This window comes from Snodgrassella sp. W8124, from assembly GCF_016100875.1.
GTDB classification, from domain to species: domain Bacteria; phylum Pseudomonadota; class Gammaproteobacteria; order Burkholderiales; family Neisseriaceae; genus Snodgrassella; species Snodgrassella alvi.
In genome coordinates this window covers 250,102-269,026 of the sequence record NZ_JACFRP010000001.1, presented here as the reverse complement: position 1 = coordinate 269,026, position 18,925 = coordinate 250,102, and the positions used below count along the sequence as shown (strand labels likewise).

The following is an 18,925-nucleotide window of genomic DNA, read 5'->3' as shown; positions in this document are numbered from 1 at the left end:
ATAAGCTTTCACAGGCCAAAAATTAGGTAAAATTACCTTTCAGCCATTATTCAGGCTGAATTTAATCAATCAGCAGTGGTTAGTTACATGAGTACTCAGCATAATCCGGCAGCCAGTCAGCCTCAGAAGCGTTCCGGTCAGTTTAAACAGCGACTGCTTAAACTGATTTTATTTTGCGGCTTCTTTATTTTATTTATTTTCTTGCTTGCCGGTCAGGACAGCAGAACTACGGCCAATCACAAACCATGGCACCCCGATCTGACTATTGCAGCCTTTGAACCGGACGGCTCCTTTCTTGCTCTGCCCTATTCTTACGTTCAGCAGCACACACTGGCCAATACCACTTTTCTGGCTAAAAAGCCTGACGGCAGTAAACAGAAAAATGATAACGATACCTTTAGTTATAAAGTTATTGAACAAAACGCACAACAACAGCTGATACGAACCAGCCTGCGTACATCACGCAGCATTACCATTGCCACCTATCAGGCTACAGCCGGCACAGTCACACCGATAAAATCAACGGTATATGCAATAGACCAGATATCAATGGCTGCCGTTCTGGCATTAGTCAGCGTCTTGCTCCTGCAATTGATATATCGTTTTATCCGCCGCCGTTCTGTCAAAGATAAGACAAACTAATTTCTCAGTACCATCAATTTTCTGATTCATTCCAATACAAAAAAGCCACCTGCAACAGGTGGCTGTATCTGTTATCCGGATAGCAGAATTATTCCGGCTGTATCAGCCCGTTTGTAGTCGGCACTTCCGCCATAACAGGTTGTTCAGCCTGCTGTTTTGCCAGTAATTCATGCTTTGCATCCAGATAACGCTGTATGGTCTGCACCAGCTCCTGCGTACCCTCACGCGCCAGTGCACTGATTTGAAATACCCGTGGGGTTGTCAGATCAAATTCAAACTGATCATCCGGCTGCGGGTGATCCCAGCCAATATCTGCCAGAAACTGAGCCACACGTTCGGCACGCTCATCATCAGCCAGCATATCAATTTTATTCAACACCAGCCAGCGCGGCTTATCGTGCAAAGCCTCATCATAACGACGTAACTCTTCAATAATCGCCAGCGCCTCTGCTGCCGGTTCCACACCTTCATCGAAAGGAGCCAGATCCACCACATGCAGCAGCAAACCGGTACGCGACAAATGTTTCAGAAACCGGTGCCCCAAACCGGCACCTTCAGCAGCTCCTTCAATCAAACCGGGGATATCAGCCATAACAAAACTGTGATTGTCATCACTGCGTACTACTCCCAGATTAGGATGCAGCGTTGTAAAGGGATAATCAGCCACTTTTGGCCGTGCAGCCGAAACTGCACTAATCAGCGTAGATTTCCCTGCATTCGGCATACCGAGCAAACCCACATCCGCCAGTACTTTCAGCTCCAGCAATAAACTGCGTGCTTCACCTTCTTCACCGGGTGTAGCCTGCTTAGGAGCACGGTTTACTGATGATTTAAAATGAATATTACCTAAGCCGCCCTTACCACCTTTAGCCAGACATACCCTCTGACCATGATGAGTTAAATCCGCCACAACCTGTTCCGTATCAACATCACGAATCAGCGTACCTACCGGCATTCTCAACTCAATATCATCAGCCCCGCGACCATAACGGTCTGAACCATGACCTTTTTCACCGTTTTTGGCCTGATAGCGTTTAACAAAACGATATTCCACCAGAGTATTAATATTTTCATCGGCTACAGCCCAGACACTGCCGCCTCTGCCGCCATCACCGCCATCGGGGCCGCCCTTAGGCACAAATTTTTCGCGGCGGAAGCTGGCCGCACCATTGCCGCCGCGGCCGGCAACTACCTCGATTTTTGCTTCATCAATAAACTTCATATCATTCTCAGTTTGCAATATTTATGCCGGGCAACCAGTCTCAGTAATACCCTTGTGAACACCTCATAGCATGATTATAGCCAAAGTACAGAATATCTGTGCTGCCTCTTCACACCAACTGACCTGATAACAAAAAAGCCCTGCCAGACAAGGCAGGGCTTAACATCAGTAAAAACTTACTCGTCTGCGCCGGTATACGGACGCACACTTACGGTTTTACGGTTCAGCGCGCCCTTAACGGCAAATTCCACATAACCATCCACTTTAGCGAACAGAGTGTGGTCTTTACCCATACCTACATTTTCACCTGCGTGAAAACGGGTACCGCGCTGACGAACAATAATTGAACCAGCCGGAATCAGCTCATTACCAAAGGCTTTAACGCCCAGGCGTTTGGCTTCTGAATCACGACCGTTGCGGGAGCTACCGCCTGCTTTTTTGTGTGCCATTCTGTTATTCCTTCACTCAATTAGGCAATCGCCACGATTTCAATCTGGGTAAAATTCTGGCGGTGACCCTGACGTTTCTGATAGTGTTTACGACGACGCATTTTGAAAATACGTACTTTATCGTGACGGCCATGTGCAACCACTTTAGCGGTTACTTTAGCGCCCTCAATAAAAGGCGTGCCCACTTTCACCGCTTCACCGTCAGCAATCATCAAAACTTCATTCAGTTCGATCTGGCTGTCGAGTTCTGCTGGTATCTGTTCTACTTTTAATTTTTCGCCAACGGCAACTTTATATTGTTTACCGCCGGTTTTTACGACCGCGTACATACTCAACTCCAATAGGAATTCAATTAAAAACAAAAATTAAATTTCCGCAAAAAACGGAATTCGCGATTATATCAACGCATGATTTTACTGTCAAAACAATAATAAATATCTCATGGCATATATAGCTCAGATTAGTTAAGTCAATTAAAAATTAAGCCCTACCGAAAGCTATTTATAGTGTTGCCAAGCATATGCAAGACCCGTTACATTCACAGACTAGTCACAGCCAAAGCAAGCCCACTCAAACTATGGCATTAGATGTCTTAGATGGCGTATTAACTGCTGTCACTTAACAGTCATTAGAAGAAATAATAAAAAGCACCATAACCATTCCCTTAAATATGATAAATACCGGTTTTACCTTACCGGATAATCACCAACTAGATACTCACTATCATGATGCTTTATCGCAGCCATTACCCATGCCAAGCCCTTATTGCATGCAATTAGATGAATCTTGGAATAACGAGATTTTATCCTATAGTCCGAAACGCATATTTAATCCTGAAACCTATCCTTCAGGCAGTTCCGGCATGATTAGTAATGCACCTGATTTTATGCAATTTATTTTAGCATAAACTTCTTCAAGTAATGCTTTAAGTTCCGGTAAATTAATGGATAAAATGGCGAAGTACTACATAACTGATTTATATTAATAATTTACCATACTCAAACTTAAGCTGAATTATTCAGTGTCATAAAATTTGCTCTCTGGTCTACCGTACAAACACGCAAAAAAACTTTACAAGTATTACAGCATAACTGTTAACCGGCTGCCGGATATACCACCATTTGTGACGAATGCACCGCTTTGAGCATAGAATTTCTGCTCCGGCTTGTGTATACACCAGCATAATTTACCTGTCCGATTCACAATTGCATCTTTATTAACCCAATCTAACTTTTCTCATTTCCCAAATGAATTTCAAGTATAATAATACACAAAAGTGCCCGGCAGTTTCGGGGACACATGGCTAAAACACATCATCATTACCAGTTGCAGAAACACTAAACACATGCTTGAGAACCTGCCTTATTTCCAGAAACACCTGCCTGAAGACTTAAACCGTGTTAATGCGGTAATCAACCGTGCTGTTGAATCCGAAGTTGTCCTGATTTCACAAATAGGCCAGTATATTATCAGTGCCGGCGGTAAACGCCTGCGCCCGATAATTACCATCCTTGCCGGCAAAGCTCTGGGCTATACAGAAGACCCGCTTTTTTCACTGGCCGCCATGGTGGAATTTATCCATACCTCCACATTGCTGCACGACGATGTAGTGGATGAAAGCGACCTGCGCCGCGGCCGGGAAACTGCGAACAATCTGTTTGGCAATGCCGCTGCTGTATTGGTGGGCGATTTTCTCTACACACGAGCCTTCCAGCTGATGGTTGGCTCCGGCAGCCTCCGTATTCTCAAAGTGATGGCAGAAGCCACCAATATCATTGCTGAAGGTGAAGTCATGCAGCTGATGAATATTGGTAATATTGATGTCACTGAAGAACAGTATTTACAGGTAATCGAATACAAAACCGCCAAACTCTTTCAGGCAGCGGCACAGGTAGGTGCCATACTTGCCAAGGCTACAGAACAACAGGAACTGGCTTTAAAAAATTACGGTACATATCTTGGTTCAGCTTTCCAGATTATCGATGATGTACTGGATTATGCCGGTGATGTAGAAACCATTGGTAAAAATGTCGGCGACGATCTGGCTGAGGGCAAACCTACCCTGCCGCTGATTTATCTGCTTAATCAGGGCAGTGCTGCGGCCAAGGCCGATGTACGCCATGCTCTGGAACACGCCGACCGCAGCTATTTCAACAAAATTCACGATCACGTAATCAACTCTGATGCACTGGCTTATTGCACTATGCAGGCAAAAAAAGCCGTAGATGCCGCAATTAACTGCCTGAATGAGTTACCGGTTAATGAAACCACCCAGGCTATGCGAGATTTAGCCTTGGCATCTTTAGCCCGAATCTCTTAAAATAGCGGGCTATGGCAGATTCCAGCCATAGCCCTGTTTTTAAAAAGTCTCGCCGTAGTTCAACGGATAGAACACATGCCTCCTAAGCGTGCGATACAGGTTCGATTCCTGTCGGCGGGACCAAAGAATTGTTATTTATACATCTTAGATGATACAGACACATTAAAAAATATCATCTCTACTCTGTGTTTATATATATTATCAATGTACTATTTACAAGTCGCTTATTAACAAATGGCTTATGATTCATTTAAAACCGGAGAACTATACCTAAAACTTTATTATAATATGATAAAAAGATTTATCATTAAGAACTAATATTAACAGCTTAGTGAAATCAAATATTAATTTCATAATACAAATCAATAAACTATTTAAGCACATAGTAAAATTTCTTACCTAGCTGCTTTAAATAAATAATTGGGGTATATGAGTGATAACCAGAAAAACAGCCTTAGTTTTATTACCTATTTTATATATTATATCCACTTTAGCTCTTGTATATGGTTTAGGTTATTACTATGATTTTGATCATACAGTTATTTCTACTGGTTTATTATTTTTAGGTTGTTACATATTAAGTTCGGCAAATAAATTTACTCTAATAAGTCTGTTAGTTACGTTTTCCGCATTATCATTTTATTTTCCTACAGGGATAAATTACGGCAAACCAACAGCTGATTTATTAATGCCACTATTACAAACTAATAAACTTGAAATTATTGGTTATCTCATGGCTGTTAAACAGCAAATTTTAATTACTGTAGTATTTATATTTATTCAAGGTTTAATTTATTATTTAAATAAAATAATAAAAACACAAAAAATTAAGAAAAATAAAACTTCACAATTTGTCTCAATAATGAGCTTTATATTCTTTTATATAATAACTTTACTCGGCATTTCTTATCAGCACCTGGAAGTAAATAATAGCGCATTTTTAAAAAATGTCATATCTGCATATCAAGAAATAAATTCAATACATGAAGAAATGAAAAAATATATTGGCAGTAATAATAACAATATACGGGTAAGTCGGTTAAATGAAGATGATAATACAGAAATATTTTTAGTCGTAATCGGTGAATCTGTACGAAAAGATTATTTATCCGTATATGGCTACCCTCTCAATACTACTCCTTTTTTAAATACAGCTAATGGAATTTTTATTGATGGATTAGTGGCTGCTGGTCCGAATACAGAACAATCCTTAACTAGAACTTTATTTAAAGCTTATCCTGAGAAAAATAAGATTGACTGGGAAATTAATTTCGTTTCCTTAGCAAAAAAATCCGGGTATGAGACTTACTGGGTTAGCAATCAGGGCACAAGTGAATATGGAGATAATATTTTTTCTGCATTAGCTGGTACAACTGATAAATCCAAATTTTTAAAAAAAGGTCCATACTATACTAGCTTTAATGATGATGATCATATGTTACCCATTGTTTCGGAAGTAATAAACAAAAACAGTAACAAAAAAGTAGTTTTTGTGCATATGATGGGCTCTCATGAACCAATATGCTCGCAAATTAATGATTTTAAATCAAATTTTAAATTGAATAATCAAGCTGGCTGCTATGTGGCAAGCATTGAAAAATTAGATTTATTTATAAAAAAACTTACAGAACTTATGAAAGGAAAAAAATATAAATTAATGTATTTTTCAGATCACGGATTATCGGTTGAACCAGATCGTATTTTTCATGATCTGGGTGGTTTATTACAAGAATACCAAGTACCATTGTTTTATTTAGCTCCGGATGAAAAAAAACATATTCTGGTGAAAAAAGTGATTAGCGGATTAAATCTAATTGATTTGTACTCTACTTTCATTAACATAAAAACAAATGTAACGAATGAGAATTATACCTTCTATTATGCTGATAAACTTCCGGATAATTCTAATCCGATTATTTACTGGAAAAAATACAGACGTCTTTCTGATTTAGTAAAAAATCAACCTCCCATAACTGATATTGAAGTTAATTCGGCTAGTGTAAATATAAAACATCAATAATAAATAAGTTCCATTTACGGATATATTAATATCACTAATTTAGTCATACATTCATAGGAATTTATTGATTAAAAATTTTGAATTAATTTCTTTTGCTATAAAAATAGCTGTATTTTCTGCTAGATTCGAAGATTTTCAATTTCTAATATTACAGAAACCAGCTTTTGTTTTATTGGCTAGAAACCACTTTCTGCATAAACTTACATTCAGTTGCAGACTGATAAGAGTAAAATTACTCTTACTACCATAAATTTTTTAACAATTTTATCAATATACTTATTTAACGCTTAGTAATATTTTTGGTAAATAAATTTTTATTAGAGAGTTATTCTCTTTGTAAACAAACACGATAAGTCTGACATTATTTTGTCAGACTTATCGTCATTCTATTTTGCAGACAATCCAAAATACTGAATAAGTCAGGTTTACTATTTTTCCTGCTGGTAATAAATTTTATAAAACTTACGCCCGTCTTCATCCCGCCCTTTTTCAATCATATCTTTACCACCGTGGATATAGATATGAAAATTTTTATCCAGTTTCACCACGCTTTTAAAATACTTCTCCTGCTTTTTTACCGCTTTGGGAGAGATAGCAAAGCTTTTTACCGGTTCTAATTGATTTTCCTGAGCATAATACTGGCTGAAATCCTGATATTGCTGAATCAGATCATCATTTGCAAAAACCCGCTGCTCAAATTCCTGCAAATCAAACTGCTCATTATTTTTAAAGTAATCAACAGACCTGTTCAGCAAACCGATTTTTTCTGATTTACTCGCCTCATCATCAGTATCCATGGTCTGAGCAATAAATTGCTTGGCTGTTTCCATAATCTGAGTAGTCTGATGATATTCATTATTAACAGGTCTGATACTTAAAAAATCTTCAGTCCAGTATTTGGCCTCTGCATGTTTGTTGGTATTATCTACAACAGCAACCAGATAGCCCTGCTCTGAATGCAGATTAAAAATCAGACAGCCTTTATCCAGTTTCTGAATGCTTAATCCTTCAATATCAGCTAAATCATAACCATTCTGCCGGTCTTCAACTTTCAGAATTCTCTGCTTGTTTTCTGATTTAAAGATGCCAATACAATCCACTACTTCATCATCTACCGTACAGTCCGCAAGATAAAATACGCCCAATTCTCCGGGCTTAATTTGCGGATGGTTACTTTTATCATACAGATAACGCCCCATATTTTTAGACTGATTAATAAAATCAACAATATCTGTATGCTCAAACATGGCTTTGATAATGGTATAAACCGGATTGAGCTCTAAATCAGGAAAAAAATGAAACTGATACAACTCATCAAATTTAAAATTGGAAGTAATTAATTTATTAAGTGTTTCTTCCACATTTTTATAATTACTTAATTTATCACACAGCCGCACACCATCCGCAGTACTTTTGTTGCCAATACTGTGTATGATTAATCTACTAATATTTCCAAGAACAAATTTCGGCATAGATTCAAACATTCTTATAATCAATAAACAAAATTAATAAATGCTGGTTACACCTGCGCTTATTTGCTTTTTACCAAGCTTTTCTGGATAACAAGAAAAAAAGTATTAACGCGAGGAGAACAAAAATAGCACCAACCAACCCAATATAATGAGTTGACAGTTTCACTAATACCTGGCTGCCGACAAAGGCTCCTCCACCGATACCTATATTATAAATGCCTGAATAAACAGATGTGGCAATGTCAGTCGCATCAAGGGCTGCATCAATCACTTTACTTTGCATTACCATACCAATAATAGTAATGGCTAATCCCCATACCACGCCTTGTATCATCGCAGTGTAGAGACTAAAGGAGCTAAAATAGAGTGATAATAAGCACGCCATCAATAATATCACGGGGACAACTAATATCGCTGTCGGATATTTACTTGCGTATCGAGTAAAAATAACACTACCAATCATGCCCGAAAATCCAATAACCAATAAAAGGTGGACAACAACTTCCTGACTGAATCCGCCCACTTTCATCATAAATGGCGTGATGTATGTATAGGCAGTAAAATGCCCTGTGATAATAATAGCCGTTAATAAGTAAATATTGAGTAAGGCCGGGCGTTTTAACACTTTTGGCAGATTTTTGATTGAAATGGTATTTGTACTAGGAACTTTAGGAAGTAAGTAAATCAATAAAACTAAAATACCAAAGGCAATACCACCAATACATAAAAACGTGACACGCCAACCGACTAATTCCCCTATTTTGGTACCAATAGGAATTCCGAGCACCGTTGCCATTGATGTGCCAACTACGATAAAACTCATTGCTTTGGCTTTTTTGCCATTCGGCGCCAATTGAACAGCTAAAGGCGTGGTAATAGCCCAAAATACAGCATGTGCACAAGCGATACCAATACGAGCTGTCATTAAGCTATAAAAATTCCAGGCAAAACCAGCTAATAAGTGGCTGCCGATAAATAAACAAAACAGCAAAATAAGGAGCTTGCGACGCTCCATTCTGGATGTTAAGACGGTTAAGGGTAAGGATAGTAATGATACTGCCCATGCATATATCGTTAATAATAACCCTGCATGAGCGACATCCATCGAAAAGCTTTCTGCAATATTAGGCAGTAAACCAACCGGTACAAATTCGGTGGTATTGAAAATAAATCCGGCAAAAGCTAAACAAAGAATCGACCACCATATCTGAGAGCGCTTTTTAGCATTGTTCATGATTTTACTTAACGACGGGATAAATTAATTGTTGGTAATTATAACTGGAGATTAACCATTAAAAGCTCAATTGGTATGCTAGCATTAACGCCAGCAATCAACTTATCAATCAATTAAAATTCAGTAATTTATCCTAGTCACTTAGTAATATATGATTTATAAAAATTGTTGGAAACAAATTTTGTTGTCAATAACTATTGATTCAATACAGGAATTAATAAAATACTTAAACCTAATAAGGTTAGTAGTGTTTAGCTGTAAAGTATTTTCTTAATTTAATATTCCTCATTTCACTATCTGGATTGGCAAGATTATATTTGTCTACATAATCATTTAAGCTCTTAATCAGTTTTATACTATGCTCCATCCTATCAAATAACTCACCACAACTTTTTTCTACTACTTAATCTAAACTAACTTGTTGATATTGCAGTTCTACCTTAAACTCAGCATTATCGTCTTTTGCTTTTCATATCACCATCAATCAGACCAATTAGTTTAGTAAGTCTTTTTTGAAAGTAATGGTAAAAATCTTTATCTAATAGTTTCTGACGACATTGTTGTTCAAATTTTGACATAATTATTCCATCTTCAAGACTGATTTTTTGCTTGTATGCTATGCATGTTATTCAGATTAAATCTTTTCCGAGAGTATATTTGTATTAAAGTTTATCCTGAAATAATATTTTACAAATTTCAGTTTTTAAAAATTATTTCATCAATTATTGAACGCTGTTTTGTTATTCTGGATAATATATCATCATAATAATCATTTAAACCTTTCTTTATAAGCTGAGCGTATTTAGTACAGTTAAGTTCAATTAATGTTTTTCTGTCTAATCTAATTATAATCACTTGATCTGTTTTATTTCTATTTGTAATTTTTTTTATACATGAATTATGATTACTAATAACTTTTAATATATCATCACTTGATAAATTAAGAGAATAATTAAACATAAGATTTCTATATTTGATGTCAACATTGCTCAGAATGAAATAATTTAATTTTCTTTCTTTATCATCTATATCAGATATCAATAATAAAGAATCAGGAAAAATTAATAAATAAAAATTATCATTTTTAAAGTATATACTTAATGAGTCATTGAATTGTTCAAAAATCTTCTCCGGTTCATTTTCTGCATCAATGCTTTCAAAATATTCATTCAATATTGTTAATTTTTTTAATACATAATCTGTTTCAAAATAATCATGATCCATATCATCAATCATCGCGATAAGATTTGCTTTTGCTAATGAAAAAAGATCATCAATATTATCCAATTTGTTTTCTAATTCATATTTTCTATCATTCACAATAAGCTTAGCAAAGAAGTACTCTTGAAACGAACGATGAATAAATTCAAAATAATTACTATCCTGTAAAAGTAAAGACACTGAATGTACAAAATCATATCGAATATCATTTTCTTTACAAATGCTATCTAAATTCACTATTTTTAAAGCTGAATTTATATATTTATCAACTTGTTGCAAATTAAAACTATATTCTTGCTTCTGATAAGTCATAGCACAAAAATACATAAAAACTTTTTCTAATTCTTCATGGGATAGCTTGCTTTTTAATGGCCGGTGAAATCGTCCTTTTGACGCATCGTGTTCTTTAATCAGCACTTGAAAACACTTTTCATAGAAAATATGCCTTTTAGCTGGAATATCACCATATTCATCAAATGTAAGTAACATCATTGATGCTAATAAAGGATTTGAGAGAAATTCTTTATGCTCTTCAAATTCATCTTCCGTTAAAAACTCAAGAAACTCTGTTTTTCTTTCTTCAATAAAATCAATTTTTGTTATGTATGATTGGCATTGGCGATAATCAAAGGGAAGCAAGTGCGCAACATGAAAATTTTCCCACGTTGTAAATTCATTCGGGCGGCTTGTCACTACAAAGGGGCAATACGGGTATTTTAAAGTTAATTTGATTATTTCCTCTTGAATATTGCTTTGTTGCGAATCACTTACTTCATCTAAACCATCAATTAAAAAATAAAATAAGCCTTTTTTTAAACCATATGTAAATTGTTTTTGGGTAAAACTATCTGAATATGTCACGATAGATTCATATATACAATCAAGTAATGTTTGAGTACCTGATGATATGTTTCTTAATTCAAAAAAAATCGGATAAAAATTGACCTGACTATCAATTAATTCTTTATAGATTTTTTTTAGAAAAATCGTTTTACCATTTCCCGCATAGCCTGAAATAATAGTTCTATGTAAATCGGTGGATATTGATGATTTTATTTCATCTTCTTTTAAAATATCATCATCTATTTTAAATTGCAGTGGCTCGTAAATTTTATCCAGCTCTGTAGGTCTATCCCGTTTCAGTAAGGTACGCACATAAGCACATCTTTGGTAATTTGCTTTTATATATTCAGGCAGCCCTTTATTTAGTTTCATTTCATGTTTTTTATATTGCGCAATACAGAATTCGGGGGCTTTTTTAGAAATAAAACTAACGAAATTATTAATAAATGAATCAATTCCTTTATTAGACAGCTCTTCTATACTCATAGTTAATATCTTTTATTTAATTTATATTTAAGTTATTAGGATTATATATCATTTAGCATTAAACAAAGCTTCAGTATTTACCTAAAAATAATTTATCTTCTGAATTAAAATAAATGCTATTTGTTTTCCATTTAAAATACAGCAATAATACTCTGTTTACAAAAACTGACTTATTCAATTTCTAAGGATTTTTTATGTCTACCCTACTCCCCATCACCGAAATTGCCCGCAACAGCAGCATTCCCGAACAATACCTTATTCCTTACGGCCGTGAAGTAGCTAAAGTAGATTTAAAGGTGATTCAGCCGGATAGCAAACAGGGCAAGCTGGTGCTGGTGTCGGCTATTACGCCGACACCGCTGGGAGAAGGTAAAACAGTAACCACTATCGGACTGAGTCAGGGGCTGAATTTTATCGGCAAGAAAGCGATTGCCTGTATCCGCCAGCCCAGTCTGGGGCCGGTATTCGGGGTAAAAGGCGGGGCAGCCGGCGGCGGTAAAGCACAGGTTTTGCCGATGGAAAAGCTGAATCTGCATTTAACCGGTGATATTCACGCTATTACAGCGGCTCATGATCTCGCCTCTGCAGCACTGGATGCACGCTTATACCATGAAGAACATCTGGGCGAGGAGTTTACGGCACAAACCAAGCTGCCGCGGCTGAATATTGATAAAAACCGGATTGTCTGGAAACGGGTAATCGACCACAACGACCGTGCATTGCGCCGGATTAAAGTAGGTGTGGGCGGTGGTGTTAATGGTGTGGAGCGTGAAGACGGATTTGAGATTTCTGCTGCGTCCGAATTAATGGCGATTCTGGCGCTGGCGACGGATTTACAGGATATGCGCCAGCGTATCGGGCGGATTATTCTGGCTTATGATACTCAGGGCAATCCGGTTACGGCAGAAAAACTTCAGGTAGCCGGTGCGATGACGGTGTTACTGAAAGATGCAATTAATCCGAATCTGATGCAGACGGCAGAACAGACCCCTGTACTGATTCATGCAGGACCGTTTGCCAATATTGCTCATGGTAATTCTTCGGTGCTGGCCGATATGGTCGGCCTGCAAGTGGCGGATTATGTGGTAACAGAAGCTGGTTTCGGCTCTGATATGGGCATGGAGAAATTCTTTAATATTAAATACCGCCAGACAGGTGTGGCGCCTTCATGCGTTGTATTGGTAGCCACGGTACGCAGTCTGAAATCGAATAGCGGCCGGTTTAATATTAAGCCGGGTCAGCCATTACCGGCAGAAGTTACTCAGTGTAATGTTGAGCTGCTGGCTGAAGGCAGTGCTAATCTGGGCTGGCACATTCAGAATGCGAAAAGCTATGGCCTGCCTGTGATTGTGGCTATTAATCGCTTCCCGTACGACCATCAGGAAGAGCTGGATTTTGTACGCCAGTATGCGCTGGAACACGGTGCCTGTGCATGTGAAATCAGTGATGCGTTTACTCAGGGTGGTGCGGGTACTCAGGCTCTGGCTCAGCATGTGGTCGCTGCCTGCAATCAGGAAAATTCGGTTACTCTGCCCTATGCTGACAATATGCCACTGCCGGAAAAAATTCAGACCATGGTGAAGAAATACGGCGCGCGTCAGGCTAATCTGTCGGCACAGGCTTTGCAGAATATTGAAGAAATCAAAGAGCTTAAGCTTGATCATTTACCGTTATGCATGGTGAAAACACCATTATCTATCAGTGCAGACCCGAATCTGAAAAATGTTCCGACAGATTTTGATGTAGAAATTGCCCGTTTACAAGTATCAGCCGGTGCGGGCTTTATCCGTGTATATGCGGGTAATGTGATGACTATGCCGGGGCTGGGTACTCTGCCTGCTTATCAACAGATTGATATAGATGCTGAGGGCAATATTGTCGGTTTACATTAAAATTTAACAGAGCTGCCGGCTGAGTGACAATTCATGTTTATGCCACAAGAGTTTTGTGCTTTTGTGGCATTTTTATGTATATTAGTCTGAATTCAGCAGCCATGAACATCTGAGCCTTGGATAAAGATTATGGCTTATGGCCAAAAGCTGGCTGCAATACCGATTATAAGGTTAAGATTAATTCAGCGCGGCTTATATGGTATTGTTCTGATTATTATTTACGTTTAGATTATAAACTATAGTTGTTATTATTAATTTTAAAGTTGAAAATAATTAAATATAAATTTAAAAGTTAATTAATTTATCTATACTTTAAATTATTAAGTGTGATTTATCATTTAAATTAATATTTTTTAAGCTTTATATTACAAATGTATTTTCAATGTGCTTTTTTTAATCTAAAATTATAAAAAGCTTACCGATTATTCTGATTAGTCTAACCGGTAAGCCACAATTCAGATTTCCGTATGTCTGTTGTGTTTTATTTATTCCGTTTAAGCCAGAGGTTGCAGTAATGCATCGAATGCATCCACAAACTGTTGTAAGCCTTCTTGCTGCAAGCGCACTGCGAGGGATTCAAGATTAATACCCAGCTTCTGAATTTCAATCAGTACGTTTTTAGCCTGCTGCACATTCTGTGTCAGTGTAGTATCGGCATGTCCATGATCGATAAAGGCATTAAGCGTGTTAGCGGGTACGGTATTAATGGTGTCAGCACCAATAATATTTTCTACATAGCAAACATCGGAATACGCCGGATTTTTAGTTCCTGTGGATGCCCAGAGCAAACGCAGTGGTGCTGCCTGCTGTACTGCCAGATCGGTAAATTCACGGCTCTGGATAAATTCCTGCCATTCAGCATAAGCTGTTTTGGCCAGTGCAATGGCGGTTTTACCCTGCAAAGATTCCGGCAGCGTGATGTCCAGAGCACTGTCAATGCGGGACAGGAAAAAGCTGGCGACTACCTGAATATGGTTAACCGGCAGATTTTGCGCCAGACGCTGGCGAATGCCGGCAGCGTGAGCCTGCCATGCTTTGCTAAGCTGGGTTTTAGAAAACAACAGGGTCAGGTTAACATTAATGCCTTGTGCAACCAGTGTGGTTAATGCCTGTATTCCGCTGTCTGTTGCTGGTACTTTTATCATGACATTGGGTCGGTTAAGAACTTCCCATAGTCGCTGGGCTTCGGTAATGGTAGCCTGAGCATCATCGGCCAGATCTGGCGCCACTTCAAGGCTGACAAATCCGGCTTTACCCTGACTGCGTTCGTACAAGTGCAGACAGACATCACATGCAGCCTGTACATCGGCCACGGCCAGTTGTTCATAACGCTGTTTGGGGGACAGTGGCTGCTGTTTTAGCTGGTTAATATCATTTTGGTAAAGTGTATCGCTGGCAAAGGCTTTTTGAAAAATGGCCGGATTGGAAGTCACGCCACTGATACCCGCCTCAAGCATGTGTGCCAGTTCACCTGATTGAATCAGGTTCCTGGAAAGATTATCCAGCCAGATTTGCTGCCCCAATGTATTGACTTGTGCTAATACGGCCATATTATTTCCTTATAGTAAATATACGTTAGATATGTTTTATTAAGGTTAATCAATCGATTAAACTGGTTATTCATGAATTATGGATTACTCTAACGAGGATGGTGTAATTTGACAAGTTCCGAAGCAAACAAAATAACCGGTATCAGGTTATAATCCGGTTAAATTTATTGTGTTTTCGTTTGCTTATTATTACTGCTGATGATGTTATGAATTTACAGGATAAATATTTAGGCTGGGGTAAAGAAGTTTTTGCTATTGAAGAGCAGTCGATACGTGAAGTTGCCAATAGTCTGGATGAGCATTTTGCTGAGGCGGTAACCACAATTCTCGACTGCCGCGGACGGGTGATTATCACCGGTATGGGCAAAAGCGGTCATATCGGGCGTAAGATTGCCGCTTCGATGGCGTCTACCGGCACACCGGCTTATTTTGTACATCCGGCTGAAGCAGGACACGGCGATCTGGGTATGATTGTTGATGGCGATGTGCTGATAGCATTATCCAATTCTGGTGAAAGCGAGGAAATTCTGGCGCTGATACCTGCCATCAAACGTAAGCATGTGCAGCTGATCTGTATAACTGGTAAAACCAGTTCAAGTATGGCGAAACATGCAGATATCCATTTATGTGCTCATGTATCACAGGAGGCCTGTCCGTTAGGGCTGGCTCCAACATCCAGTACGACGGCGGTAATGGTATTGGGCGATGCGCTGACGGTGGCACTGCTGCGTGCACGCCAGTTTACCCCTGAAGATTTTGCACTGAGCCACCCTGCCGGCAGTCTGGGTAAACGCTTGTTGTTAACGGTGGCTGATGTTATGCATGGCGGCAAAGATATGCCTCTGGTACAGGAAGATACGCCTTTGCGTGAAGCCATTGTTACCATGAGTGAAAAAGGTCTGGGAATGCTGCTGGTAGTCAATACTGCCGGAGAGCTGTGCGGTTTATTTACAGACGGTGATTTACGCCGTTTATTTCAGAATAACCGAGAATTAAAGGAATGGCTGATGGCCGATGTAATGGGACATGCACCTAAAACTATCACTGCCGACCGGCTGGCAACGGAAGCCCTGAAAATCATGCAGGAAAGTCATGTAAACGGACTGGCAGTAATTGATGCAAATAATCGTCCGGTTGGTGCGCTGAATATGCATGATTTATTACAGGCACGGATTGTTTAAATGCATGAGAATGTTATGACTGAGGAATGCCGATGAATACGATGATGTCTGCCAGTGCGATGGTTGAAGCTGCCCGGAAAATCAGGCTGTTTATTATGGATGTAGACGGCGTACTGACTGACGGTCGTATTTTTATCCGTGATAACGGCGAGGAAATCAAATCATTCCATACACTTGACGGCCACGGATTGAAGATGTTGCACCGCCACGGCATTCAAACGGCAATTATTACCGGACGCGACGCACCCTCTGTCGGCATCCGGGTACAGCAGCTTGGCATCGGACATTATTTCAAAGGTATTTCGGATAAACGCAGCTGTTATCGGCAATTATTACAGCAGCTTGGTTTAGATGAGCAGCAATGTGCTTATATTGGCGATGATGTCGTAGACTTACCGGTTATGAAACATTGCGGGCTGGCAGTTGCAGTACCCGGTTCTCATCCGCTGGTATTACAGCATGCTGATTATGTTACCCGTGCGCCCGGCGGAGCCGGTGCAGTACGTGAAGTCTGTGATTTATTACTGGATGCACAGGGCTTTCTGGCTCAGGATATGGCGGAGTATCTGGCATGAATGTGATTCGCAGCCGCAGTAACTGGGCGTTTCCGCTGATTCTGGCAGTAGCCCTTGGCGGCATAAGCTTCTGGCTAGACCGGATTACTGAGATCAAGACAGTGGAAATTCCCCTGAATCCGAAAGAACCTAAGTATGTGATTAATTCGATTGACGGTGAGCGATTTGATGAGCACGGTCAGTTAAGTGAAACCATTCACGCCACAGCTGCCCGGCAGTTTCCGCAGCAAACTGTTATTTATATTGATAATCCCAATATGGGACTATATAAAAACGGTGCTGAACTTTATCGTATTAAGGCCAATACCGGACAGTACTATACCGACAGCCGCAAGGTAGATTTACTGGGACAGGTAGTCTGGAACAAAAATCCGGTGGGAAATGAACCGGCAGGACAGCTGGAAACCAGTGTATTACATGTTGATACACAAACTCAGGTAATCAAAACTGATGCACAGGTTTCTTACCAGTATGGTATATCTCACGGTACATCACAAGGTTTCGAATACGACAAACAACGCGGCTTTCTGAATTTACCCGCACGCGTAAAGGCGATTATTTATGACCCGCACTCTCATTAACAGCAAAATTTTAGCAGTCTTTTGTCTGCTTGCCGGCAGTATGCATGCATGGGCACTGGAAAGTGACCGGCAGCAACCTATTCAGATTGAAGCCGATCAAGGCTCTCTGGATAAACAGAATCAGACAACCGTATTTACCGGTAATGTAAAAATGCGGCAGGGCAGTATGTATATGAATGCAGCCCGTGTCACTGCGCATAAGGATAATGCCGGTAACCAGACAATTATTGCTGATGGTAAGCCTGCTACGTTTGGACAGCAGCTGGAAAAAGACGGCATGGTAACCGGTCACGGAGATAATGTACATTATGAAAGCCTGAGCGGTATTGTTACGATTACCGGTAATGCTCAGGTAAACCGTGGTGGTGATATGGCACGCGGTGCGGTAATTGTTTATAACACCAATACTGAGGTTTATACCGTTAAAAGCGCGCCTAAAGGCCGGGTACACGTTATTATCCAACCGCAACAGAAAAAGAAATAATCCATACTCATGAATGTAATGCCTAATGTGCCGCCAAGCCAGCTTCGTGTCAGCGGTCTGCAAAAAAGTTTTAAACAGCGTCAGGTAGTTAATGATGTCGCACTGGAAGTCAACAGTGGCGAGGTAATCGGTCTGCTTGGCCCGAATGGTGCCGGTAAAACTACCAGCTTCTATATGATTGTAGGTCTGATTGCAGCTGATGGTGGCAGTATTATGCTTGATAATCGAGAAATTACTCACCGTCCGATTTATGAACGTGCACGACTTGGTTTAGGTTATCTGCCTCAGGAAGCTTCGATTTTTCGTAAAATGACAGTAGCCCAGAATATCAAAGCTATTCTGGAAATTAACTATCCACCCGAAAAACGAGCCGAACAGCTGGAGCTGCTGCTGGCCGACCTGCATATTGAGCACCTGCGCAATAACACTGCACAGTCTTTATCCGGCGGCGAACGCCGTAGAGCTGAAATTGCACGGGTTCTGGCCATGAACCCGCGCTTCATTCTGCTCGATGAACCATTTGCCGGCGTTGATCCGATTGCAGTGATCGATATTCAGAATCTGATTTCTTTCCTGAAACAGCGTGGTATCGGCACACTGATTACTGACCATAATGTACGTGAAACCCTGCGCATCTGTGACCGTGCATATATTATTAATCAGGGTAGTGTACTGGCTTCCGGAGTACCGGAAGAGCTGGTTAATAATGAACAGGTACGCGCTGTTTATCTGGGTGAGCATTTCGAGTATTAA

Annotated in this window: 17 protein-coding genes and 1 tRNA gene; 11 read left to right on the top strand and 7 right to left on the bottom strand. The window is 39.5% G+C overall.

What is annotated here, in order from left to right:
• Nucleotides 1–87 precede the first annotated feature (87 nt).
• Entirely contained in the window at nt 88–642 is a 555-nt protein-coding gene (locus tag H3U73_RS01185; protein ID WP_198189852.1) for a hypothetical protein, read from the top strand.
• An 88-nt stretch (nt 643–730) separates the two neighbouring features.
• Here H3U73_RS01185 and obgE read toward each other — a convergent pair whose 3' ends face one another.
• The 3 genes from obgE to rplU all read right to left on the bottom strand — a co-directional run bounded on the left by obgE (nt 731) and on the right by rplU (nt 2,642).
• Nucleotides 731–1,864: a GTPase ObgE gene (gene obgE, locus H3U73_RS01180; RefSeq protein ID WP_198189850.1), complete on the bottom strand. Its 1,134-nt coding sequence runs from the start codon at nt 1,862–1,864 to the stop codon at nt 731–733.
• Between the two features lie 176 nt (nt 1,865–2,040).
• Nucleotides 2,041–2,313, bottom strand: a complete 273-nt coding sequence (gene rpmA / locus H3U73_RS01175) for a 50S ribosomal protein L27 (RefSeq protein ID WP_025331257.1) — start codon at nt 2,311–2,313, stop codon at nt 2,041–2,043.
• A 20-nt stretch (nt 2,314–2,333) separates the two neighbouring features.
• On the bottom strand, nt 2,334–2,642 hold the full coding sequence (gene rplU / locus H3U73_RS01170; protein WP_025331258.1) for a 50S ribosomal protein L21: 309 nt from the start codon (nt 2,640–2,642) through the stop codon (nt 2,334–2,336).
• Nucleotides 2,643–2,983: 341 nt separating this feature from the next.
• Between rplU and H3U73_RS01165 the strand changes: the two genes are divergently transcribed.
• The 4 genes from H3U73_RS01165 to H3U73_RS10800 all read left to right on the top strand — a co-directional run bounded on the left by H3U73_RS01165 (nt 2,984) and on the right by H3U73_RS10800 (nt 6,653).
• Entirely contained in the window at nt 2,984–3,220 is a 237-nt protein-coding gene (locus H3U73_RS01165; protein ID WP_198190322.1) for a hypothetical protein, read from the top strand.
• 438 nt (nt 3,221–3,658) lie between these two features.
• The gene (locus H3U73_RS01160; RefSeq protein WP_084547548.1) at nt 3,659–4,633 is read left to right on the top strand and encodes a polyprenyl synthetase family protein; all 975 of its coding nucleotides are present in this window, start codon (nt 3,659–3,661) and stop codon (nt 4,631–4,633) included.
• A gap of 48 nt (nt 4,634–4,681) precedes the next feature.
• A tRNA-Arg gene (locus H3U73_RS01155) sits at nt 4,682–4,756 on the top strand.
• 310 nt (nt 4,757–5,066) lie between these two features.
• The gene (locus tag H3U73_RS10800; RefSeq protein ID WP_198189848.1) at nt 5,067–6,653 is read left to right on the top strand and encodes a phosphoethanolamine transferase; all 1,587 of its coding nucleotides are present in this window, start codon (nt 5,067–5,069) and stop codon (nt 6,651–6,653) included.
• Nucleotides 6,654–7,081: 428 nt separating this feature from the next.
• Here the strand turns inward: H3U73_RS10800 and H3U73_RS01145 are convergent, their stop codons facing one another.
• From H3U73_RS01145 to H3U73_RS01135, 3 genes are all read right to left on the bottom strand, one after another.
• A complete protein-coding gene (locus tag H3U73_RS01145; protein ID WP_198189846.1) occupies nt 7,082–8,137 on the bottom strand; it encodes a nucleoid-associated protein in 1,056 nt (351 codons plus the stop codon).
• 58 nt (nt 8,138–8,195) lie between these two features.
• Nucleotides 8,196–9,359: a sugar transporter gene (locus tag H3U73_RS01140; protein WP_198189844.1), complete on the bottom strand. Its 1,164-nt coding sequence runs from the start codon at nt 9,357–9,359 to the stop codon at nt 8,196–8,198.
• A gap of 696 nt (nt 9,360–10,055) precedes the next feature.
• A complete protein-coding gene (locus H3U73_RS01135; RefSeq protein WP_198189842.1) occupies nt 10,056–11,909 on the bottom strand; it encodes an NACHT domain-containing NTPase in 1,854 nt (617 codons plus the stop codon).
• Between the two features lie 194 nt (nt 11,910–12,103).
• Between H3U73_RS01135 and H3U73_RS01130 the strand changes: the two genes are divergently transcribed.
• The gene (locus H3U73_RS01130) at nt 12,104–13,801 is read left to right on the top strand and encodes a formate--tetrahydrofolate ligase (RefSeq protein WP_198189840.1); all 1,698 of its coding nucleotides are present in this window, start codon (nt 12,104–12,106) and stop codon (nt 13,799–13,801) included.
• A gap of 494 nt (nt 13,802–14,295) precedes the next feature.
• On the opposite strand, the gene tal is transcribed toward H3U73_RS01130, so the two are convergent.
• Nucleotides 14,296–15,351, bottom strand: a complete 1,056-nt coding sequence (tal, locus tag H3U73_RS01125) for a transaldolase (RefSeq protein WP_084552094.1) — start codon at nt 15,349–15,351, stop codon at nt 14,296–14,298.
• 206 nt (nt 15,352–15,557) lie between these two features.
• Here tal and H3U73_RS01120 point away from each other — a divergent pair, with 206 nt between their 5' ends.
• From H3U73_RS01120 to lptB, 5 genes are read left to right on the top strand one after another with little or no spacing between them, the layout of a single operon-like run.
• The gene (locus tag H3U73_RS01120) at nt 15,558–16,532 is read left to right on the top strand and encodes a KpsF/GutQ family sugar-phosphate isomerase (protein WP_041879033.1); all 975 of its coding nucleotides are present in this window, start codon (nt 15,558–15,560) and stop codon (nt 16,530–16,532) included.
• A 41-nt stretch (nt 16,533–16,573) separates the two neighbouring features.
• On the top strand, nt 16,574–17,107 hold the full coding sequence (kdsC, locus tag H3U73_RS01115; RefSeq protein WP_084585748.1) for a 3-deoxy-manno-octulosonate-8-phosphatase KdsC: 534 nt from the start codon (nt 16,574–16,576) through the stop codon (nt 17,105–17,107).
• Complete coding sequence (gene lptC, locus H3U73_RS01110) at nt 17,104–17,688, top strand: LPS export ABC transporter periplasmic protein LptC (protein WP_038648992.1); 585 nt, start codon at nt 17,104–17,106, stop codon at nt 17,686–17,688. The genes kdsC and lptC overlap by 4 nt, the downstream gene beginning before the upstream one ends.
• Nucleotides 17,684–18,172, top strand: coding sequence for a lipopolysaccharide transport periplasmic protein LptA (gene lptA / locus H3U73_RS01105; RefSeq protein WP_198190321.1), 489 nt, complete (start codon nt 17,684–17,686; stop codon nt 18,170–18,172). The genes lptC and lptA overlap by 5 nt, the downstream gene beginning before the upstream one ends.
• Before the next feature lie 9 nt (nt 18,173–18,181).
• Complete coding sequence (gene lptB, locus H3U73_RS01100) at nt 18,182–18,925, top strand: LPS export ABC transporter ATP-binding protein (RefSeq protein ID WP_110414528.1); 744 nt, start codon at nt 18,182–18,184, stop codon at nt 18,923–18,925.